General features: G+C 64.3%; 25 protein-coding genes. 9 read left to right on the forward strand and 16 right to left on the reverse strand.

Annotated elements, in window-relative coordinates:
• Nucleotides 1–84: 84 nt before the first annotated feature.
• The 3 genes from DVK01_RS09460 to DVK01_RS09470 all read right to left on the reverse strand — a co-directional run bounded on the left by DVK01_RS09460 (nucleotide 85) and on the right by DVK01_RS09470 (nucleotide 2,058).
• Nucleotides 85–381, reverse strand: a complete 297-nt coding sequence (locus tag DVK01_RS09460; protein WP_121536465.1) for a hypothetical protein — start codon at nucleotides 379–381, stop codon at nucleotides 85–87.
• A 49-nt stretch (nucleotides 382–430) separates the two neighbouring features.
• The gene (locus DVK01_RS09465; RefSeq protein ID WP_101349420.1) at nucleotides 431–709 is read right to left on the reverse strand and encodes a winged helix-turn-helix domain-containing protein; all 279 of its coding nucleotides are present in this window, start codon (nucleotides 707–709) and stop codon (nucleotides 431–433) included.
• A gap of 227 nt (nucleotides 710–936) precedes the next feature.
• Nucleotides 937–2,058, reverse strand: a complete 1,122-nt coding sequence (locus DVK01_RS09470; protein WP_101349421.1) for a pyridoxal phosphate-dependent aminotransferase — start codon at nucleotides 2,056–2,058, stop codon at nucleotides 937–939.
• A 466-nt stretch (nucleotides 2,059–2,524) separates the two neighbouring features.
• Between DVK01_RS09470 and DVK01_RS09475 the strand changes: the two genes are divergently transcribed.
• Nucleotides 2,525–4,141 carry a S8 family serine peptidase gene (locus tag DVK01_RS09475; RefSeq protein WP_304999845.1) on the forward strand — a complete coding sequence of 539 codons (1,617 nt, stop codon included), beginning with the start codon at nucleotides 2,525–2,527 and terminating at the stop codon, nucleotides 4,139–4,141.
• A gap of 124 nt (nucleotides 4,142–4,265) precedes the next feature.
• Here the strand turns inward: DVK01_RS09475 and DVK01_RS09480 are convergent, their stop codons facing one another.
• From DVK01_RS09480 to DVK01_RS09485, 3 genes are read right to left on the reverse strand one after another with little or no spacing between them, the layout of a single operon-like run.
• Nucleotides 4,266–5,429 (reverse strand): thiolase family protein, encoded by a 1,164-nt coding sequence (locus tag DVK01_RS09480; protein WP_121536469.1) that lies wholly within the window; start codon nucleotides 5,427–5,429, stop codon nucleotides 4,266–4,268.
• A gap of 55 nt (nucleotides 5,430–5,484) precedes the next feature.
• Nucleotides 5,485–5,640 carry a hypothetical protein gene (locus DVK01_RS22195; protein WP_198560218.1) on the reverse strand — a complete coding sequence of 52 codons (156 nt, stop codon included), beginning with the start codon at nucleotides 5,638–5,640 and terminating at the stop codon, nucleotides 5,485–5,487.
• 46 nt (nucleotides 5,641–5,686) lie between these two features.
• Nucleotides 5,687–6,454 (reverse strand): MarR family transcriptional regulator, encoded by a 768-nt coding sequence (locus tag DVK01_RS09485; RefSeq protein ID WP_101349424.1) that lies wholly within the window; start codon nucleotides 6,452–6,454, stop codon nucleotides 5,687–5,689.
• 126 nt (nucleotides 6,455–6,580) lie between these two features.
• On the opposite strand from DVK01_RS09485, the gene DVK01_RS09490 reads away from it, so the two are divergent.
• The gene (locus DVK01_RS09490) at nucleotides 6,581–7,261 is read left to right on the forward strand and encodes a metallophosphoesterase (RefSeq protein ID WP_101351402.1); all 681 of its coding nucleotides are present in this window, start codon (nucleotides 6,581–6,583) and stop codon (nucleotides 7,259–7,261) included.
• A 37-nt stretch (nucleotides 7,262–7,298) separates the two neighbouring features.
• Entirely contained in the window at nucleotides 7,299–7,454 is a 156-nt protein-coding gene (locus tag DVK01_RS22200) for a hypothetical protein (RefSeq protein WP_004518693.1), read from the forward strand.
• A gap of 35 nt (nucleotides 7,455–7,489) precedes the next feature.
• Here DVK01_RS22200 and DVK01_RS09495 read toward each other — a convergent pair whose 3' ends face one another.
• Entirely contained in the window at nucleotides 7,490–8,743 is a 1,254-nt protein-coding gene (locus DVK01_RS09495) for an NAD(P)/FAD-dependent oxidoreductase (protein ID WP_198560219.1), read from the reverse strand.
• Between the two features lie 83 nt (nucleotides 8,744–8,826).
• Here DVK01_RS09495 and DVK01_RS09500 point away from each other — a divergent pair, with 83 nt between their 5' ends.
• A complete protein-coding gene (locus tag DVK01_RS09500; RefSeq protein WP_101349426.1) occupies nucleotides 8,827–9,999 on the forward strand; it encodes a pyridoxal-phosphate dependent enzyme in 1,173 nt (390 codons plus the stop codon).
• An 88-nt stretch (nucleotides 10,000–10,087) separates the two neighbouring features.
• Nucleotides 10,088–11,101 carry an alcohol dehydrogenase catalytic domain-containing protein gene (locus tag DVK01_RS09505; RefSeq protein WP_121536471.1) on the forward strand — a complete coding sequence of 338 codons (1,014 nt, stop codon included), beginning with the start codon at nucleotides 10,088–10,090 and terminating at the stop codon, nucleotides 11,099–11,101.
• 110 nt (nucleotides 11,102–11,211) lie between these two features.
• Here the strand turns inward: DVK01_RS09505 and DVK01_RS09510 are convergent, their stop codons facing one another.
• Nucleotides 11,212–11,631 carry a universal stress protein gene (locus DVK01_RS09510; RefSeq protein WP_101349428.1) on the reverse strand — a complete coding sequence of 140 codons (420 nt, stop codon included), beginning with the start codon at nucleotides 11,629–11,631 and terminating at the stop codon, nucleotides 11,212–11,214.
• 240 nt (nucleotides 11,632–11,871) lie between these two features.
• On the opposite strand from DVK01_RS09510, the gene DVK01_RS09515 reads away from it, so the two are divergent.
• Nucleotides 11,872–12,762: a universal stress protein gene (locus DVK01_RS09515; protein WP_121536473.1), complete on the forward strand. Its 891-nt coding sequence runs from the start codon at nucleotides 11,872–11,874 to the stop codon at nucleotides 12,760–12,762.
• A gap of 18 nt (nucleotides 12,763–12,780) precedes the next feature.
• On the opposite strand, the gene DVK01_RS09520 is transcribed toward DVK01_RS09515, so the two are convergent.
• The 7 genes from DVK01_RS09520 to DVK01_RS09550 form a co-directional block, all read right to left on the reverse strand.
• Nucleotides 12,781–13,404 (reverse strand): J domain-containing protein, encoded by a 624-nt coding sequence (locus DVK01_RS09520; protein ID WP_101349430.1) that lies wholly within the window; start codon nucleotides 13,402–13,404, stop codon nucleotides 12,781–12,783.
• A 143-nt stretch (nucleotides 13,405–13,547) separates the two neighbouring features.
• Nucleotides 13,548–14,306, reverse strand: a complete 759-nt coding sequence (locus DVK01_RS09525; RefSeq protein WP_101349431.1) for a proteasome assembly chaperone family protein — start codon at nucleotides 14,304–14,306, stop codon at nucleotides 13,548–13,550.
• Between the two features lie 5 nt (nucleotides 14,307–14,311).
• Nucleotides 14,312–14,494 carry an RNA-protein complex protein Nop10 gene (locus tag DVK01_RS09530; protein WP_121536475.1) on the reverse strand — a complete coding sequence of 61 codons (183 nt, stop codon included), beginning with the start codon at nucleotides 14,492–14,494 and terminating at the stop codon, nucleotides 14,312–14,314.
• 29 nt (nucleotides 14,495–14,523) lie between these two features.
• Nucleotides 14,524–15,324 (reverse strand): translation initiation factor IF-2 subunit alpha, encoded by an 801-nt coding sequence (locus DVK01_RS09535; protein WP_064288280.1) that lies wholly within the window; start codon nucleotides 15,322–15,324, stop codon nucleotides 14,524–14,526.
• 1 nt (nucleotide 15,325) lies between these two features.
• Nucleotides 15,326–15,499: a 30S ribosomal protein S27e gene (locus DVK01_RS09540; RefSeq protein WP_004518703.1), complete on the reverse strand. Its 174-nt coding sequence runs from the start codon at nucleotides 15,497–15,499 to the stop codon at nucleotides 15,326–15,328.
• A gap of 2 nt (nucleotides 15,500–15,501) precedes the next feature.
• On the reverse strand, nucleotides 15,502–15,780 hold the full coding sequence (locus DVK01_RS09545) for a 50S ribosomal protein L44e (RefSeq protein WP_004593654.1): 279 nt from the start codon (nucleotides 15,778–15,780) through the stop codon (nucleotides 15,502–15,504).
• 111 nt (nucleotides 15,781–15,891) lie between these two features.
• Nucleotides 15,892–16,158, reverse strand: a complete 267-nt coding sequence (locus DVK01_RS09550; protein ID WP_121536477.1) for a hypothetical protein — start codon at nucleotides 16,156–16,158, stop codon at nucleotides 15,892–15,894.
• A gap of 186 nt (nucleotides 16,159–16,344) precedes the next feature.
• Here DVK01_RS09550 and DVK01_RS09555 point away from each other — a divergent pair, with 186 nt between their 5' ends.
• Entirely contained in the window at nucleotides 16,345–16,617 is a 273-nt protein-coding gene (locus DVK01_RS09555; RefSeq protein ID WP_064288282.1) for an HAH_0734 family protein, read from the forward strand.
• Nucleotides 16,618–16,677: 60 nt separating this feature from the next.
• On the opposite strand, the gene DVK01_RS09560 is transcribed toward DVK01_RS09555, so the two are convergent.
• Entirely contained in the window at nucleotides 16,678–18,996 is a 2,319-nt protein-coding gene (locus DVK01_RS09560) for a DUF2298 domain-containing protein (protein WP_121536479.1), read from the reverse strand.
• Nucleotides 18,997–19,113: 117 nt separating this feature from the next.
• Between DVK01_RS09560 and DVK01_RS09565 the strand changes: the two genes are divergently transcribed.
• Nucleotides 19,114–19,881 (forward strand): glycosyltransferase, encoded by a 768-nt coding sequence (locus tag DVK01_RS09565; protein ID WP_121536481.1) that lies wholly within the window; start codon nucleotides 19,114–19,116, stop codon nucleotides 19,879–19,881.
• Entirely contained in the window at nucleotides 19,878–20,363 is a 486-nt protein-coding gene (locus DVK01_RS09570; RefSeq protein ID WP_101349436.1) for a GtrA family protein, read from the forward strand. The genes DVK01_RS09565 and DVK01_RS09570 overlap by 4 nt, the downstream gene beginning before the upstream one ends.
• The last annotated feature ends 9 nt before the right edge of the window (nucleotides 20,364–20,372 follow it).

Here is a 20,372-nt window from a genome sequence, read left to right on the forward strand (position 1 = left end):
AGGCGTTTGTCCCGAACCTGTTCGGGCGACAGCACAGTGTCACTCACGGACAGTCCGGAAACGGGCCGTCGCTGCCACCCGCGGTTACCGAAGCGTCGTGTAGCTCAGTCCGACAATGGCGATAAACTGCAGTGAGCGCAGGACCAGTACGGCTTGCTGGACGTGTGGGTCGCCGGCGTAGAAGCTCTGCATCGAGAAAAAGAAGTAGACGGCGATGGCGTTCTCGGCGAGCATCGCGACGGCGAAGGCGATGAGGCCGGCGACGAGTCCCGTCCGGAACGTCGCGTAATTACGGACCCAGACGCCCAGCAGCGGGAGCAACAGCAGGACGTTCAGCCCCGCGAGCGCCGCCGCGGCGGTGATGAGCGGTCCCATCGCCATCAGCGCCGCCCCTCCCGTCGGCCGGTCGCGGCCCGGGTGATTTGTTCCCTCATTCGTCCATTTTCTCCACGATCTCCTCGAAGGTGTCGCGGTAGTTGTCGAACCGGTCGGTCAGGAAGTAGAGTTTGGCGTACTCCTCGTCGCCGGATTCGACCACGCCGTGTTCTTCTAGCTGTTCCATATGATGTCTGATCGTCTTGTAGCCCACGTCGAGTTCGTCGGCGAGTTCGTTTGCGTTCATCGGTCGGTCCGAGAGAGCGTCGATGATACGCGCCCGGTTGGCGCCGCCACGCGTCGCCGTCAACAGGTACCAGAGCGCTTTCTCCATCCCACTGTCCTCCCGGGACCTGCGTCTGCCGGTCGTATAGTCCTGTCTCTCCCCGCCGACGGGCGCGCTGGACTCGGATGCATGTGCCACGATGGGATACCGGAGTCCAGACGGCCGACCGATAAAGGGTTTCTTCGCACTCTCCCCCGAGACTGTTCCAATTTCGGGGCGACTGGTCCGGTCCGACGACACCTGCGAGTGTCCGCGTCGGCCGCGCTGACCCCCGCTCAGCGGAGCGCCGCCGTCGCGTCGGCCATGACATCGATGGCCTCTTTCAGCGTCTCCGTGTCCGTCGCGTAGGAGATGCGAGCGTAGCCCGCGCCGTGTTCGCCGAAGGCGTCGCCGGGGACGACCACGACCCCGCGATCGATGACCTCGTCGACCCACCCGTCGGGGACCTTCGGCATCGCGTAGAACGCGCCCTTGGGCGTCGGGCAGTCCAGTCCCATCTCCTCGAGGCCGTCCAGCAGCACGTCGCGGCGCTCCTGAAAGGCCTCGCGCATCTCCGCGACCGGCTCTTGAGGGCCGGTCAGTGCCGCCTCGGCGGCGTACTGGGCCGGGGCCGACGCACAGGCTTGTGCGTACTGGTGAACGCGCAACATTCGCTCGATGCGGTCCGTCGCGCCGGTGACCCAGCCGAGCCGCCAGCCCGTCATCGAGTAGGCCTTCGAGCAGGCGTTGACCACGACGACGTTGCCCGAGTCGCTGAACTCCGCTGGTGACCGGTGCTCGCCCTCGAAGACCTGGTGTTCGTACACCTCGTCGGAGATACACAGCACGTCGTGCTCGTCGGCGATACGGGCGAACGCCCGCATGTCCTCGGGGGTCTGAACCGCGCCGGTCGGGTTGGCAGGCGAGTTCACGACGAACGCCGCCGTGTCGTCGGTAATTGCTTCCTCGACCGTCTCGGGGGCCATCGTGAGGTCCTCACGCAGCGGCACCGGTCGCGGCGTCCCACCGGCTAAATGGGTCAGCGCGTCGTAGGAGACGAACCCCGGGTCCGGAAAAATAACCTCCTGTCCTGCATCAACGTGGGCCTCCAAGGCGATGTGCAGCGCCTCGCTCCCGCCCGACGTGGCAATGATGTCTCCGGGGTCGACGTCGAGGTTGTTATCCCGCTCGTGCTTGGCGGCGATGGCGTCTCGGAGTTCCTCGGTCCCTTTGTTCGACGTGTAGGCGTCGACTTCCCCCGTTTGAATTGCCTCGACGGCCGCTTCGCGTGCGTGCTCCGGCGTCGGAAAATCCGGTTGGCCGAGGCCGAGGTTAATCGCGTCTTCGCCGGCCGCCTCGAACACTTCACGGATGCCCGAAATCGATACCTGCTCTACTCGTTTAGAGAATTCGGTCATACTCTGTTTCGGGGCGGCTGGCCCGATAATTCTTCCTTGTGCTTCGGTAGCATTGGAATCGTCCGTCTGTTCTGCTGGACCCACTGACTAAAGAAACTAATAACAAGTTTATTTCTATCCCATTATATATCAGATATCAGAATAAACACGTATTCATAATGCAGTTTATGTTATTCGGTTTATTGAATAACGGGCTGCATGAGGAATTATATATTAGTTTTATAACTCACCCATATTTAGTGGGAGTCGGATGTCTCGACATACTCTGCCGAAACCGTCCAGAAGATCAGTCATCAAGATGCTCGGTTCCGCTGTAACGGTCGCAGCCTTTGGTGGAGAAGCCAGTGCATCACAAAATTCTGATACAAAAGAATATCTGATCGGTGTTTCAAATGATAAAAACGCATCAGATGTTCATAGCAAAATAAAGGAGCGATCCGACCTCGAGCAGCTCGATATTATCGACGTGAACGAGTCGCTTTCGTACCTTCGCTCAGCAGTCCCACAGAAATTCACGGAAGAACTTCTTCCGACGGTCGAAGCAATTGAGGGAGTCAAGTACACGGAGTTCAACCACGTTCGCGAGCCGATCGCCACGATTCCAAACGATCCGAAGTTCGACAGCCAGTACGCGCCACAACTTGTCAATGCTCCGAAAGCCTGGGATGTTACCTTCGGCAGCAAGGATGTCACCATCGCTGTCATAGACACCGGTACGGATTACACTCATCCCGACCTTGACGGACAGTTCGGGAACCAGAAAGGACGGGACTTCGTCGACAACGACAGCGACCCCGCACCACAATCCGCTCAGCATGGGACACACGTTTCCGGCATCGCTGCCGGCGAAACGAATGACGAAACCGGTATCGCAGGTGTCAGTAACTCACGGCTTCTGAGTTGTCGTGCACTCGGCCCAAACGGGGGCCGAACCGCCGATATCGCTAACGCTGTCGAGTGGGCGACTGATCAGGGGGCGGACATTATCAACATGTCCCTCGGTGGTGGCGGCTACAACCAGACGATGAAAAACGCCGTCTCGTACGCATGGAATCAGGGTGTCCTCCTCATCTGTGCAGCCGGTAATCACAAGGATGGTGACCCGCCAAGTCAGCAGGACGTGTCGTACCCAGCAGCCTACGAAGAGTGTGTCGCCGTCGGTGCCGTCGATCAGAACAAGAGTCCCACCGAGTTCTCGAACTACGGTGAGAAGGTCGACATCGCAGCTCCGGGCAATGATGTCCTCTCATCCGTTCCGGGAGGAGACTACGCGCAGTTCCCCGGAACGTCAATGGCGTGTCCTGCTGTCGCCGGCGTTGCGGCGCTCGGACTCGACAGACACGAATGGCCCGTCAGTCAGACCCGACAGAACCTTCTGGACACTGCCCAGCCACTGAGTGAGGACAGCCAGTTCGTCGGTGTCGGTCTTGCGGATGCATACAACTTCGTCACTGCCGGCGGGGGCTCGAAAAACGAACCGCCAATCGTGACGCTCAACGACGACTCGCGAACTGTCACTGTCAACAGAGAGATTATCTTCGATGCCAGCGGCTCCCGTGACCCCGACGGCTCGATAACGAACTACCGCTGGGAGTTCGGCGACGGCTCTGACCCTGTTGAGGGGTCGGACGCAGCAGAGGTCAGCCATACGTACACCGACACTGGCGATTACACTGTTACCGTCACTGTGACCGATAATGACGGTGCCGAGGCAACCACGTCAGTCAACGTCTCTGTCTCTTCTGAAGCAAAAGACCGCATCACCACTGATTCGTCCGGCTCGCTCAGCGGGATGCTTGACTATGATACGTACACGTACTCCCTGAAGACGGACTCGCCGCTGCAACTGATCCTCAGCCTCAATGGGCCGTCTGATGCTGACTTCGACCTCTATGTTTCCTTCGACGGTCGCATACCCACGCCGAACGACTACGACCGCGCGTCCTACACGCAGGACAGCAACGAACAGATAATCATCGACGACTTCTCACAGGTCAGCGAGATCGGTATCCTCGTGTATGTCTACAGCGGACGCGGAGACTACACACTCTCACTGGAGGAAATCGGAAAAACAAGCTCGTAATCTAACTGTTATCCTCTCCTTTCGGCTGATTTCGTGCGGCGTGCCCGCTTGCCCTTCCGCTTTCAGTTCGTGGCGTTTCGCGCCGCCACCGCCGACGCTCACTCGCCTCGTCGCTGGCGAGTCCTTACCGAACCACAGACATCGCGATTGCGCCGCCACCGCCGACGCTCATCCCCACGATGCCGCGGTGATGGTCTTCTCGTTCCATCGCGTACAGCATCGTGGTCGTGAGGATGCCGCCGCTGGCCCCGATAGGGTGGCCGAGCGCCACCGCGCCGCCGAGCGGGTTGTGTTTCTCGGCGGGGATGTCGAGTTCGTCAGCGACGTACACCATCTGCGCGGCGAACGCCTCGTTGAGTTCGAAGTGGTCCACGTCGGCGACGGCGAGGTCGTTGCGCTCAAGTAGTTTTTCGACGACGTCGCGGACGGCGATAGAGAATTCCGACGGGTCCCGGTAGGCAACCGCGTAATCTTCGACGTGGGCCATCGGTCCAAGCCCTTCGCGCTTGACCGTCTCGGCGTCGGCCAGCACCACTGCACCCGCTCCGTCAGAGAGCTTCGAGGCGTTGCCGGCGGTGATCGTGCCGCCCTCGACGAAGGCCGGCGGCAGCGTCGCCAACTGCTCGACGGTCGTGTCCGGCCGCGGCCCCTCGTCCCCGGTCACGAGCCCGTCGGCCGTCTCGACGGGGACCAACTCCTCGGTGAACTTCCCCGACTCGATGGCGTCGCCGGCCCGGTGGTTGCTCCGCCGTGCGTACTCGTCTTGCGCCTCACGACTGATATCGTGCTCTGTGGCGAGTTCCTCTGTCAGCGTGCCCATGTGCGCGTCGTAGTGTTTGTCCCACAGCGAGTCCCAGATCATCGCGTCGACGAGTTCGCTGTTCCCGTGTCGGTGACCGCCGCGCATATCTGGAACGAGATACGGCGCGTTCGACATCGACTCCATACCGCCGGCGAAACACACCGACGCCCGACCGGCCTCGATACGGTCGGCGGCAGTCGTGATCGCCCGCAACCCGGACCCCGATGCCTCGTTGAGCGTCGTGGCGGCGACATCGTCAGGGAGCGGCGACTCGACGACGACTTGTCTGGCCGGAACCTGGCCGACGCCCGCCTGTACCGCGTTTCCGAGGCCGACCCAGTCGACACTGTGTTTATCAATTGCGGTTCGGTCAAGCAGTCCCTCGACGGCTGCCGTACCCAGCTCTATCGCGCTTCGTTCTGCGAGGCCACCCAGCAGTTCACCGTGTGCAGTGCGTGCGCCGTCTACCAGAACCACATCCGTCATACGGACTACATGAATCTGAGACTACAATACTGTTCGCCCGACGATGGACGGCGTCCTACTCCTCGGCCGCCGTCCGCAGTTCCTCGATAGCCGTTTCCAGCCGGCGGAGCGTCGCATCAGCGTCGGTGTACCCTTGCTCGTACTCGCCGTAGGCGTCGTCGGCTTCGTTCAGGAACGCCTCGACAGCATCATGGATATCGTGGTCGCTCATGGGTGTCCTGACGGCAGCCGAGCGGAAAAGTCCCGCTACTCGCGGGTCACTGCGTCACGTCGTAGTCGACGCTCGCGTCGCGAAGCGCGTCGGTCACACGGCCGACAGTGTCCTGTGTCGCGACGACGACGGCATTGAGTCCCCGTGATGCGGCGGCGGCAGCTACCTCGCCAGCCGCGAAATGTGTCGTCGGTTCGATGTCGGCATCGCGGAGCGCGACGACGGACTCGACGCCCGCTGCGGTGACGATGGGGACATCTGCACAGGCTGTGGCGATCTCGTCAATGTTCTCGACTGGCCCCGACCGGACTGGCGGGACCTGGATGACGCTGACGTGGCCGGGGTCGAGGTCGATGACGCCTTCGAAGCCGGTGACGCCGACGACATCGCCCGCCGCGGCGCTCGTCGTCGTCACGCCCGTCGCGTCGCCGCCGCCGGGATGGGCGTGCAACAGCCCGTCCGACAGTGAGAGTGTCACCGTCTCTCCTTCTTCCAGATCCGCCGTGGCGATGGCGGCGTCCTCTTGCACGCTCCCGAGTACGTCGTCGGTGACGTGGTCGGCGAACCGCCGAACGTCGGTCGCAGACTGGAACACCCAGTCGACGCCCTCCTTGGTGACCCGGTAGCGGGACCGGCCTTCCTTCTCAACGAGTCCGTCGTCGACGAGTTCGCGGATGTACTCGCTGACGGCCTGGCTCGTCACGCCGACGGCATCGGCTATTTCGCCCTGACTCACTGCGGGCTGGCGCTCGGCGATCTCCACGAGGACCCGAAACCGCGTCGCGGCCCGCTTGTTCTCCAGGACGTCGACCATACAGGAGTCACGGGAGTCGCAGGTAAAAATACCACCGACACTGTCAGGCCCGGATACACGGGCGGCTCCGCACCGACCATCCGCGTGACCGACAATATAAGCGTCACCAGCGCCGACCTCACGGCGATGACAGCCAGCTACGACGACCGGTCGCTCCTGCTCGACGGCACGCTCGTCGTCGCAGACCTCCACGTCGGCCGGGGCACCGGCGGGACCCTCGAACTCCCGGTCGGCTCCGGTTCGGACATGGTCCAGCGGTTCCAGTCGCTCGTCGAGCGCCACGACCCCGACGAGGTCGTCGTCGCGGGCGACCTGCTGCATTCGTTCCGGACCGTCCCCCGGTCGGTCGAGAGCACCGTCGCCGGCCTCAGGGAGGCCTGCCGGACGGCCGGTGCACGGCTGCTCGTGACGCCGGGCAACCACGACACGATGCTCGACAGCGTGTGGGACGGGCCGACCGAGACGGCCTACCGGGTCGGCGACACCGTCGTCTGCCACGGCCACGAGGCCCCCGAGGCCGACGCCGACCGCTACGTCGTCGGGCACGACCACCCCACCATTGCCATCGAGGGCCAGCGCCGGCCCTGCTACCTTGTCGGGTCCGGCCAGTACCGTGGCAGTGACGTGGTGATGCTCCCGTCGTTCAACAGGCTGAACGCCGGTGTCGAGGTCAACGAGATGCGAGCCAGCGACTTCCAGTCCCCGCTGGTCACCGACGCCGACCGACTTGAGCCAGTGGTCTGGGACGAGAGCGGGCGCGAGACGCTGTCGTTCCCGCCGCTGGGGGAGTTCCGTCGCATGCTATAACGGTAAGTATTTGAGCCGCGACGGTGGACGCTGGAATATGGTTCAGACAGAAATCGCGCTGGGTCTCATCGCGATTACGCTGCTCTCGCTACTGCTGCTGTACTTCGCGACAATAAAGTACGTTTCTGAAGTCCTCGAAGGGGAGGGGCCAGACCACGAGGGAAACACGAATAGCGGCGGTCCAGCCGCATAGACCGCCGTCTCTTCGGAGCTGTCTCAGCAGTTCTACTATCGTAACAGATCAGCGGCGACCTTGCCGCTTTCCAGCGCACCCTGTATCGACGACCAGCGGGTGTAATCGCCGGCCAGCACCGCGTTTCCGTCCGGCGCTGTCGGGTCCGGGAGCGACTCTCGGTACCCCGGCGGCTGAGCGAACTGTGAGAACGGGACCCGGTCGGTCCGGAGGTGTTCGAGCGCCTCGAAGCTCGCGTTCGGGTACCACGACCGGAGCGCGTCCCGGACCTCGGCGGCCAGGTCCGCGTCGCTCGCGTCGGGCGTCCCGAGGAACGTGGCGCTGTACAGCTCCATGCCGGCGGGCGCGTACTCGCTGGCGACCGCCGACAGCGGCGCGACGGTGTTGGGCCGGTCGTCGGCCGCGTTGAGGATGATGCGCTGGCCGGTCGTCGGCGCGCGGTTCGTCGGGAGCGCGAAGTACTGCGTGACACAGCCGACCGGCGCAGTCGGAATCGCATCAATATCCGTCAGCTCTGCCGCTGTCTCCGGGTCCGTCGCGACGACGCAACTCTCGGCCGTCACCGTCTCCGTGCCCACCTCGACAGTGACCTCGCCGTCGTGGGTATCTATGTCAGTTACGGCCGCGTCGGTCTCGATGGTCGCGCCGGCCGAGCGAGCGCGGTCGGCGAGCTGTCGCGGCATCGCCTGCATCCCGTCGGCCGGGACGAATATCTCGCCCTCGCTCAGCATCTTGTATGTGTACTCGAAGATGCTGCTGTCGGTCCCCAGCGAGCGGTCGAGCGTGATGCCGCCGTAAAAGGGTGCGGCGAACCGCTCGACGAACCGCCGCGAGAACCCGTAGTCGGCGAGGTACTCCCGGATGGTCCGCCCGCCGCGGGAGAGCAGTTCGACCGGCTCGACGCCGGCCAGCTCGCGCTGGAGCCGGAACAGCCTGAGCTTGTCGGCCGTGCGCACGTCGGTGTTGAGCAGCGTCTGTGGCGCGGCCGTGGGGTTGCGAAGCGGGTCCGACAGCACCGAACGGTGGTTCGGACTAGCGATAGTGGCCCCCGGCGTGAATGTCCGGGGCGAGAGCGCCTCGATGTCGAGTTCACGCTTGGCCGCGGGGTACGCAGTGAACATCACCTGGAACCCGCGGTCGAACGTGTAACCGTCCTCGTGGACCGTCCGGACGCGACCCCCGACCTCTGAGGCCTGTTCGAAGACGGTCACGTCTCGGCCCGACTCCGCCAAGTGCCGGGCGGCGACCAGCCCGGCGAGTCCGCCTCCGGCGACGACGACATCTGTCATACCCTCAGGTTCGACCGCCCCGGACAAGAGCGTGCTGAAGCGGGACCGGACCACACTTGGTCGTCCCGTCCACAGGGGGAGACATGGAGACGACTGCGGCGTTTCGCGGCCTCATCTGCACGGCGTGTGGCGCAGAAACCGACAGCACGGCCGACCGCTGTCCCGACTGCGGCGGGGTCCTCGTCGGCGACTACGACGTTCCGGAGCTGACGCCCGCGGCGCTGCCCGACGCGACGGGGCCGGGCCGGTACGAGCCGCTGCGGCCGTTCCCGCGGGACGCGACGGTGACGCTGGGCGAGGGGGCGACGCCGCTGGTCCCGGTCCCGGACCTGGCCGCGGAACTCGGCGTCGACTCGGTGTACGTCAAAGACGAGGGGCGCAATCCGACGGCCTCGCTGGGCGACCGGAAGCTCTCGCTCTCGGTCACCGCCGCCACCCAGCGCGGGGCCGAGCGCGTCGTGACGCCCTCGACGGGCAACGGCGCACAGGCCAGCGCCGCCTACGCGGCCCGCGCCGGCGTCGACTCGAAGGGCTTCGTCCCCTCGCGGTGTCCGTTCCTGAACAAGGCGATGGTGAACGTCCATGGCGGCGACATGCGCGTCGTCGAGGGCCGGTACGACGACGCCGTCTCAGCCTTTGAGGAGGAACTGGCCGAGGCCGCTGAGGGCTGGGTTCCGGTCGCGCCCGGACACCCCTTCCGCGTCGAGGGGGCCAAGTCCGTCGCCTTCGAGACCGCCGACGACCTCGGCTGGGCGGCCCCCGACGCGGTGGTCCACCCAACCGGCCACGGTGAGACAGTTGTCGGCCTCGAACGCGGATTCCAGGCGGCGGTCGACAGCGGCCTCGCGAACGCAGTCCCGCGAATCTACGCCGCACAGCCCGACTCGGCGGCCGCCATCGCCGACGCCGCACGCGAGGGCGACGACGAGCCGGCGACGGTCGAACACCCCGACACCATCGTCGGCCCGCTCGAAGTCCCCGACCCCGCCGCCGGCGCTGCGGCGCTCGACTCGCTGGAGCGCTCGGGCGGGGGCGGCGTCGCCGTCCCGGACACGGACATCCTGGCCGGTGCCGTCGACGGCTGCGAGATGGGGCCGGAGACGGGCGCGACCGGCGGGACGGCCGTCGCCGGCGCGCGGGCGCTGGCTGACGACGGTGCCTTCGACAGCGACGACGTGGTCGTCCTCGTGAACCCCGTCGCCGGCAGCAAGGAGGCGGACCTGCTGCGCAGTCACCTCATGAGCCAGGGCATCTGAGGCCGCCGTCGGCCGGAGTGGGGGACGCCGTGACACAGCACCGCACACTTCGGTGTCGTTTAGCCCGTCGTGGCACAACACTGGCCTGATGCGCGCCGCAGCGTTCAGCGAACTCACTGGCCCGGACGGCGTCTCGATTGTCAACCGACCGACCCCCGAACCCGGACGCGGCGAGGCGGTGGTCTCCGTCGAGGCGTGCGCAATTAACCGCCACGACCTCTGGATTCTCGAAGGCGATTCCGCGATGGTCGACGCGGACGACCTGCCCTTTGTCACCGGTCTCGATGTCGCTGGGACCGTCGACGCCGTGGGCGAGGGCGTCACCGCCGTCGAACCCGGAGACCGGGTGGTACTCTGCCCGAACGAGACCTGCGGGACCTGCCACTACTGTCGGGAGGGGCCGGAGAACCTCTGTGCGAACTTCTCGCTGTACCACGGCGGCCTCGCCGAGGCGGCCCGCGTGCAGGCCGACCGCCTCGTCGCGCTCCCCGACGGCGTGGACACGGTCGAGGCGGCCGCGCTGCCGACGGCCTACATGACGGCCTTCCACATGCTCCGGCGGGTCGAGGCCGGTCCGGGCGACCTGGTGTTCGTCCCGGGCGTCACCGGCGGCGTCGGTGTCGCGGGCGTGCAACTCGCCGACGCGCTCGGCGCTGACACTGTCGGCACCTCCTCCTCTCAGGACAAACTGGACCGCGTCGAATCGCTCGGTCTGGACCACGCAATCAAGAGCACCGACCCGGACGAGATTCGGGCGGCAGTCGACGATGTCGGCACAGTCGACGGCGTGCTCAATCACCTCGGTGGTGAGTACACGCAGGTCGGCCTTGACGTGCTGCGACGCGGCGGCCGGATGGCGGTCTGTGGGCGGACGGCCGGCGGCACGTCCGAAATCGACATCCCGGACCTGTTCCTCGGGCATAAACGTGTCATCGGGAGTACGATGGGGACGCAGGGCGACCTAGAGCGACTCGTCGGCCTCGTTGCTGACGGCTCGCTCTCCCCCGAAATCGAGGAGACGTACTCGCTTGAAGAGACCGGTACGGCGTTTGTGGCAATGCAGAATCGCGATAGCGTTGGCAAGCTCGTCGTGACGCCGTAGTCACTCTTGCGACCCGCAAGACTTTCGAAACTAACTCTGGCACAGACGGCCGGTGTCCCGTCGCTGTCGGTGCTTAGGGCAGTCTGTCCATCGGTCGCAGCTGCCACCACTTATCGGGCGATAATGACTGGAACAGGCGAGTTACGGAACACTTTCTGAGCGACGTTCCCGACGACCAGCCGATCGGCTAAGGAGCCGCCGTGCGTTCCGAGTACGACCGCATCGAAGTCGTCAGCTCTATTCAGAATCGCCCGGACCGGGTGGCCCAGTTGCACTTCAGTGGTTATTTCGACATCGTACTCGGCGGCGCGCTCACGAGCCTCGTCGAATACTCCTTCCGCACGCCTCTCGGCAGCCGCTTCGACATCATCCTCAAGAGCAAGTGAGGTGGCCGCTCCCCCCAACGGCGACGGTCCGCCCACGACGTGTAAGACAGTAATCTCCGCGTCAGGATGGTTCTCAAGGGCGTACCCAAGCGCTCGCCGGGCCATTTCCGAATCGTCCATCGGAACGAGAATCCGTGCGATCATACCGTGACTACGGTCAGCCTGTGGATAAAATGGTGGTGCGCCTTGTTCGGAGACACGACGCAGTCCCGTCGGCTGTGAACGCCTCTCGGTCTTGCCGGCGGCAGCTGGTCGGTTCGCCGTCCGTTGACCGAGGCGTGCAAGATGCAGTACACCTACGAGCACAGAGCGGTCGTAAACTCACTCTGCAACGTGGCGGGAATCGAACGTAGTGTTAAATCAATAGCCTGTCAAACCGTGGCTATGAGCCACACGATCAACTCGATTCTCGTGCCGACCGACGGCAGTGACGGGGCACGAATAGGGGCTCGGCGAGCTATCGATCTCGCAGCTACAATCGGTGCCGACCTCCACGTACTGTCAGCAGTTGACGCCCGTGACATCGAACCGGAGCTGAATTCTGACGGGCAGACCGACCGGGAGCGTCTCCTCACGGAGGCGGCTGAACGGGCGGTAGACTCCATCGCGAGACTCGCCAGGGCGCATCTCTCCGGGCAAATCACTACCGCCGTCGAGTCGGGGATTCCGTTTCAGGCGGTCAACGACTACGTCGATGCTCACGACATCGATCTCATTGTTATGGGGACGCAGGGACGGACAGGGTTCGAACGGGTTGCACTCGGGAGTGTTGCAGAAAAGACGCTGCGGACTGCCGCTGTCCCAATCGTCACGGTCACTCCGGATGGGGATATCGTCGAAATCGGCGAGCAACGGTATGAAAACATTCTCGTCCCGACTGACGGCAGCGAGGGGGCAACACTCGCAATCGAATGGGGGGTCACGCTAGCGGAGCTGTATGACGCAACCGTACACACGCTCTACTCTGTCGACACGAGCCGGTTCGGCGGCGCTGAAGGATCAGCAGAGATTCACGAGGCGCTTGAGCAAACTGGCCAGGAGGCACTTGCGACGGTCCATGAGCGTGCCAGCGACGCAGATGTCAGTGTCGCAGGTAACATCGCAAGCGGCCCGGCTGCACGCGCGATTCTCTCCTACAGCGAGGAACACGATATCGACCTCATCGCGATGGGAACACACGGCCGCTCCGGCCTCACGCGATACCTGACCGGAAGCGTCACCGAGACCGTTGTCCGTAATGCGTCTGTCCCGGTCTGCTGTGTCCCGATGCAGTGAGGGGCCTTCAGTCTCCGCTTACGACGCTCGCTGTCGCGATGCCCCGGACGCGTGCTGTTTCGCAGTGGTGTATGCCTCCCGGACGCGCTTGAACTCGTCCTCGTTGCCGCCGTGGTCCGGATGGACCTCCTTGACGCGCTCGCGGTAGGCCGATTTCACGTCGTCCAGCGACGCGCTCTGTGTCAGTCCCAGTTCGCTGAACGCCTGGACTGTCGGGTGTGGTTCCTCTTCGGGATCCGGGCCGAGGTCAACTTCGGGCGTTTCGAAGGGCAGGCGTGCGCCGAGATAGACGCCCGGCATCTCGTGTTCGACCAGTACGGGAATAGTCGGAGACCGCTCGATGCGGTAGTACGCTCGGGCGTCGAACGTGATTGCCACGTCCCGCTTGGGGAGATAGAAGGCGACGTGTTGCCCCTCGACGAAGTGGTTCTCGGCGAACTGCTCGTCGATAGCGGTGAGGTACTCGCGCAGCTCTGCCCGGCGTCGCATCTCCCCGCCGTCTGTCGCCTGCCGGTTCGGCCGCTCGGCCGGAAACACGCGATTCGCGAGGACGAATAGTCCGGCGACAACGAGGGTTCCGGCGATGCCGAGGGCGAGCCCGAGGACCAGCCACTCCGGCGGCATACCCGGTTGTGTCTGCACGGCCACGAATTAGGGTCCAGTGGTAAAGAAATTCCCGCTCTCCGGCAACAGGTGACTGCTTCAGGCGGGCTCCCACCAATCAGTTTCGGAGGGTACCGGCTCCGCCGTCGGTGACAGCCGAGACACGGGGACAGAAATCCGTCTTAACCGATGTATCTGAGGTCCTCGTCGGTGGGCGACGGGGAGTTCTGCTGTTCCATCTCCTGAATCTTCCGGACGACCTCCTCCATCTCGTCGGCGCGGTCCTCCAGCGAACTGTAGTCGACCTCGAACCCGATGACGTCTTGGAGGATTTCGAGAACGGCCTGCGCGCTCTTGGGATCGACCAGATAGCCCGAGGTCTCGCCCATGAGGCAACTGGCCGGCACGTCGCGGCGCTTGCTCAGGCCCAGCAGCAGGCCGGAGACGCCGACGATGCCGCCCGCAGGTTCGTCCTCGCGGAAGGCCACGCCAGCGTCTTCCAGCGTTTCCTTGAAATCCTCGGTTGTCGTCGCGCCGAGCACGTCGTACTCCTCGATGAGTTCGCCGGTCGGGACGCCGCCGAGAGCGAACACCCGCTGAACGCCGAACTCGTCGGCGATGTCGAGGAACGTGTCGGTCAGGCCATAGTGGCCCTGGTTGTCCTGGGCCTGATGATTCCCGGAAAGCACGAGCAGGTCTTGGCCTTCCTCCGGCGTCACGGCGTGGAACTCTGCGCAGGCAAGTTCCGCCTGTCCGTCGTCAATGCTGACCTGTGGCGGGAAATGTGTTGAGTAGACACGCCGAACGAGCTCGCTTTCGAGTTCCTCCAGTAGGTGTTCGGCGGCGAGTTTGCCGACGTGGCCGACGCCGGGCAGCCCCTCGACCAGTACCGGGTCGTCGAGGTCGGGGTCCGCTACAGTCTCGATGTCGAATTCGTCCATACGGCTTATTCGCGGCTGCGGCGCTTAAGAGAACGTCGATACTCGCCGTAGCTGTCTTCAGGCGAGAACGGCGCGGGTACGCTGTTGACTGCTTCGGCCCCGCAGTCCGGACAGGTGTCGTCCAGCGTGTACACCGGCCGGGCGTGCTCGGACTTCCAGGCAGTGCAGACGCGGATATCCGATTTCATCGGTAGTGACTCACTGAACGACAACCGGCTTACTCGTCGTCTTCGCTGCGCTCACGGTGGAATTGTCCCGTTCCACCGTGTTGCTGGACGACCGCCGCGGCGCGGTCCGCGCTCTCTTCGAGCGCGTCCTCGGCGGTCTTGTAGTCGGGCGCTTGCACCTGGATGCGGTACTCAGGTGAGCCGACGTAGGTCACTTCGAGTTCGATTTCGTCGGGGACCTCGCCGTTGCCCTCGGCGGCCTGCAGTGCTTCCTTGATGATGTCGACGCCGTCGCTTTCGGGACAGGACAGGTCGACATAGCCGGTGACCTGAACGTACGGCACAGAGACGTTGTTCCGAGCCGTCTGCACGATGGCGTCGATTTCCTCCTCGGAGAGGTCGACCTCTTCGAGGGCGTCGTTGCCGTGGATTGCCGCTGATTCGAACCCGTCGTACATCGAGCCGAACTCAGCCAGCAGTTCGTTTGCGATGGCGGCGTAGGTCTCGTCGTCTAAGTCCTCGCCGAAGGCCAGTTCCATCCAGTTGTCGGCCTTCTGCTCGTTTTTCCACTCCTGAATCTTCTCCTTTCGCTGGTGGTCGTTGACGTCCTTGATCGAGAGGTCGATCTGCTGGGCGCTCTCGTCGACGTCAAGCACCTTGGCAACGACTGTCTGCCCTTCGTTGACGTGGTCGCGGACGTTCTTGATCCATCCGCTGGCGACCTCGGAGATGTGACAGAGGCCGCGCTTGCCCTCGTACTCGTCGAGGTCGACGAACACGCCGAAGTCCTCGATCTCGTCGATCTTGCCGACGACGAGTTCGCCCGGTTCGGGCCAGCCGCTGTATTTCATCCTATCGGGCCTCGACGACGGCGGTCACTTCGCCTTCGATGTCGGCCTTGCCGCCCGTCGGGCGGGCGATTGTGTGGCCACAGACGGCACACGAAACTTCGCTCGCGGCCTTCTCGAAGAGAGTCTGTTCGTTCTCGCAGTCGGGGCATTCGACGGTAATGAAGCTTCCTGCCATCGTTACTCCTGGAACTCCAGTCGGCCGGCGCGCCATCCCTCGCGGAGGTGGGCCTTCCCACACTCGCCACAGCGGTACTTGAGGTCCGTCTTCTTGGTGGGCTTGTCGCCACCCGGGACCTTCGAGAACTTCCCGTCGTTCCCGATGCCGGAGTTGCGTTCGCGCTGGCGGTCGATCCACTTCATGCCGGTCTGGCGGCCGCTCCGGACTTTCTCGACCTCGTGTTCCTGGTGCTCGTTACAGTGCGGACAGTACGTATTGAATCGTCGTGGCATCTGCATAGATATCGGCCTTACCGAGCGATTTGACGTGACCGCTTAAAACCCGTTTGGTTCGCACCTGCCGTTTGCCCCACTTCCCGCGTCTGTCCGCCCGACCCACCCCATGACAGCCTACTGGAACCGCGCGGCGGGACCGGTCGCTTTGATGCGGACCGCGCCGAACACGTCAGCGGCGTCCGTTCCAGCCATGAGTTCGAGATTCACCGCTTCGCCAGCGGAGAGTGACCTCAGTTTCTTTGCCAGTTCGTCGTCGATGTAGTCCACGACCTCGTAGGTCTCGTCGGCTTCGACATCTCGGAGTTCCATCCGTCCGTCGTCGTCCATCGGGCTGACGACGACTGAGGCCCGCTCGCACGACCGCTGGTGTTGTTTCAACATACACGACTGTCATCTATTCGGATATATAAATCTCCGCTATCATGGTGTTAAGCATCTAACCACAATCGGCAAGAATATAAGGACATTCTAGTTACAGGCCGGTTCACGGTCGCTCTCTGTCGGTTGGTGCGCTGTGTCGCAATCGGCTTCGAAGTCACTAAGTACGCTGTTGGCAAAGGAACGCGCATGAAGAAGCTCATTATCCACGGCGACCCGGGGCTGCGCAAGGGTGGCCGCATCGAGTACGACGACGAGGAGTACGAGGTGTTCTCGGTCTCACGGCAGGGCGACTGGCACGGCCCGGACCGGCCACAGCTCTGGTGTACTATCGGCTCGGAAGACGAGGAGGAGACGTTCAAAACCCAGGAGTACATCCCGATGCACCTAGATACAGACGACATTGAGGCAGAAGCCGTCACCGTCCTCCGCGAGCGCGCACCGCCGAACGCCGAGTCCTGATCGGCCCGACACTGCGCGCTGAGTAACTGCCGTTCGCCCGCAGCAATCCGCTCTCCGTTTTCAGAAGTACTCCGGTCGCACCTGATAGATAGTGACGCCGTCGGCCTGTTCCGCCACGGTCACGCCCTGTAGCTGGTCGACAGTTACGTCGCCGTAGCGGGCCCGCTCTGCGGGGCCGACGTAGACGTAGCGCACGTCGTAGGCTTCGAGGAGGCGACGCTGCTCGGCCGGCTCGCCCGTGTAAATCGTCGCCACGTCGTCGACGCGGCGGTCGTACACCGTGTCGTTGCGGTACTGGGCTTCGTGGGTCCAGCCCGCGACGGTCGGCAGCCCGGTCAGGCTCGACGGCGCGCTCGCGCCCTCGCCCTCGGCGGCGTCCCACTCGTAGTCAGCGGGGGCGGCCGTGACGATGGTCGGCCGTCCGGTCGTCGTCTCGTCGAGCCACCGGATTGCCTCGGCTTCCGCGGGGTGGTCGTCGTCGAGGTACGCCAGGCCGTCCAGCGTCGGGTCGCCGGCGTACTCGACGTGGTTCGAGAGCGCGAACACGCCGTACAGGGATGCCGAACAGACAAGCAGGGCGACGAACGCTCGGACGCCGATGTTGGTCCATTCTCGTGCCTGCTTGCCGGCCGGCCGCCAGCGGGTAAGCAGCCACGCCAGCACGGGGCCGGCGGCGACCCCCCAGAGCACCCACACCTGCATATACGTCTTGAAGACGGTGTTCATCCGGCCGATGTTCTCCCTGACGAAGACAAACTCGACGAGCAGGACCAGACCCGCACCGGCGAGAATCAGCACGGACTCGAAGCCGACAGGTCGGTCGCCACCGTCAGCGAGCGCCGGGACCGCATCGACTGTTCTGGCAAGCGTCGGTGAGCGCGCGAACAGCCACGCGCCCAGCAGTAGCGGACCAAGCAGGCCGACCGCCGCGATGTCAAGCGTCGCCGCCAGCGCCGCCGTGCCAACGGCCACGAGACCGACAATTCGGGCCGTACTTCGCTCGACGGCTCGCCCGGTCTGGGCGTACAGGTACAGCCAGAACGGGGCGACGAACAGGCCGTGGACGGCCAGCAACTCCAGCAGCGAGGTCCGGTCTGGCAGGACGGCGATCTCGCGTCCGCTCGCCGGGCCAAGCCAGAACGGCAGCGACCAGAGCAGTCCCAGCACCAGAACGACAGCAGCGACGCCCAGTCCCATTCCGATCCGGACACCCTCTTGCCCCGACCCGTTCAGCCGGAGTCGCTGTCCGATGGCCTCTGGTAGGAGCGTCGTTGGGTCGGCCGGCGCGACGGTTACTGTCAGCAGCGCCAGCCCGCCCGCCGATGGGAACGACCACGTGTTCGTCACGGCCATGATGCCCGCGACGGCCGGGAGCGCAGCGAAAAGTAGTCCGAGCCGCCGCCGGCGTTCGGCGGCCGGCGTCTGGTAGTAGCTGAAACAGAGCGCAGCAGCAAGTAACAGGAATCCCGTGCTCATCATGTGGGCGTGCATATCGCCGTTGAGCCAGGAAAACAGCGGGAACTCATCGATGACTAGCGCCACACTGGGCTCGTATGTGCCGAAATCAGATGCCGTGTCTTCGATGACGCGGCTCGCGTCCCAGTAACTGAACGAGTCTGGCCCCGCCGCGAGCCCTTTCAATTCGTAGCCGGCCCGTTCGGCGACGCTCTGGCCCAGCCCTCCGGGCAAGAGCCAGATGACGAACTTGACCGGTGTCGATAGGTTGCTGGCAAACCCGACACAGAACGCCGTGAGGCCGGCCGCTAGCCGTCGCGGGAGGCCGCGTTCGCTCGCGACAGCGCCCGCCAGTCCGTACGCCGCTGTGACCAGCGTGGCGTAAAACCCCGCTAGCGCGAGATTGTACGCGAACTGCCCTTCGGTCCCCGTTATCCTGGTGAGAATCGCTGTGATGAGATGCCCGCCGTAGTAGTACGCGACCGGTTCGCCGGCGAACCACATGTCCTCCAGCGGGAGGCTGTCAGCCCGCACGAGCGACTGTAATAGTCCAAAATCGAGGAACTTCTCGCCGCCGATGGGGACGATTGCAGGGTCGAACGCTCGGATGCCAACAAGAAACAGGAACCCGACGGTAAACACGCCCGCCGTTTCGGCGTACGTTCGGAGGTCGAGTGCGCCGTCGACCCGCCGGACAGCTACCGTACTCGTCGCGAGCACGGCGACGCCGAGCCAGACGCCAAGCGTCAGCGAGAGGCGACCGACGAAGTAGGTGACCAGCCATAGTATCGAGACGGCGACCGGGACGCCGAAGGCGAGTCCACGGTCGGCAAAGCGGGGAAACAGCAGTCCAGCGACGGTTCCGCCAGCGTACAGTAACAGGAGGTAGAGGGCGAGCCAGGTGGCGAGGAGCCCGTATTGCATCAGTGAAGGGACCGGTTCGCTGGCCTATACGCTTTTTTGTTGCTCCCGCGATTATCGACTGGTTAGGAACCGGCAGCTTCGAACTGTTTTTAGTTCCGCCTGTCCCACTATTCGGCAATGTCGCGTTCCGTCGGGGTAGTTCTCCCCGCCTACCGTCCCGACACAGAGCAGTTCGGGACCTATATCGCCGCTATCGACGATGCTCTTGAACCGCAGACTATAGTCGTTGAACTTGATGCACCCCGGGACGGTGTTCCCGCACGGCTCCGCTCGCTCCCAGCCGAAGTCCACACCGTGCCCTATCGCCGCGGGAAAGGTGCAGCTATCACTGCCGGGTTCGAGCGGATGGAGACCGACGTGCTGGCCTTTGTCGACGCCGATGGATCGACACCGGTCGCCTCGCTCGAACGGATACTGGCCCCGGTCACCGAGGGGCGGACGGACCTCGCCGTTGGCTCCCGTCGCCACCCGGATGCCATCGTCGCCAGCCACCAGACGTTCGCTCGCCGATTCCTCGGCGACGGCTTCGCGTGGCTGGCCGGCCAGTTGCTCGACGTACGGCTGTATGATTACCAGTGCGGTGCAAAAGCCATCGATGCGGCCGCCTGGGACCGCGTCCGCGACCATCTGTACGAACCCGGCTTCGCGTGGGACGTCGAACTGGTAGCCATCGCCGCGGCGCTGGACCTGTGTATCGAGGAGGTCCCCATCGAGTGGGAGGACAAGCCCGGCTCGACGGTGTCGCCGATACGAACGTCGATAGACCTGCTCGAAGCGCTGTTGACGGCTCGCCACCGCTCGAAGCAACTGCGCGACGACGGGTTCCACACCGCCCTGGCCGAGCACCTCGACGAGCCGACCGCCCTCGTCGAGAAGGACCGATGACGGACCTCGAACGGCGGGTCCGACGCCTCGTCCCGGACCGGTTCGAGTCGCTGGTCTCGGGCGTCCGGTTCGGCCAGTTCGTCTCCGTCGGCGTCGTCGGCGCGATAAGCGACAACACCGTCCTCGCCGTGCTCGGCCTGGCATTCGGCGTCAGCGACATGTGGGCCAAAGCCGCGGGCGTCGAGACGGCGATTCTCGTGATGTTTCTGGTCAACGAACACTGGACGTTCGCGGGTCAGGGTGAGACCGGTCGCCGGTCGTTCGCAAAGCGCCTCGGCAAGTCCCACTTGGTCCGGTCCGGCGGCGTCGCGGTCCAGCTCGCAGTTTACTGGCTACTCACGCAGTGGCTGATGATCGAACTCGTTGTCGCTGGAACTGACCTGTGGTTCATCGCCGCGAGCCCGCTCGCGATTGGGGTCGCGATGCTGGTCAACTATGTCGCCGAGAGTCTCTTCACCTGGCAGGTCCACGCGGACGGGTGACCGTAGCGC

The sequence above is a fragment of the Haloarcula sp. Atlit-120R genome, assembly GCF_003665885.1.
Classification (GTDB): domain Archaea; phylum Halobacteriota; class Halobacteria; order Halobacteriales; family Haloarculaceae; genus Haloarcula; species Haloarcula taiwanensis.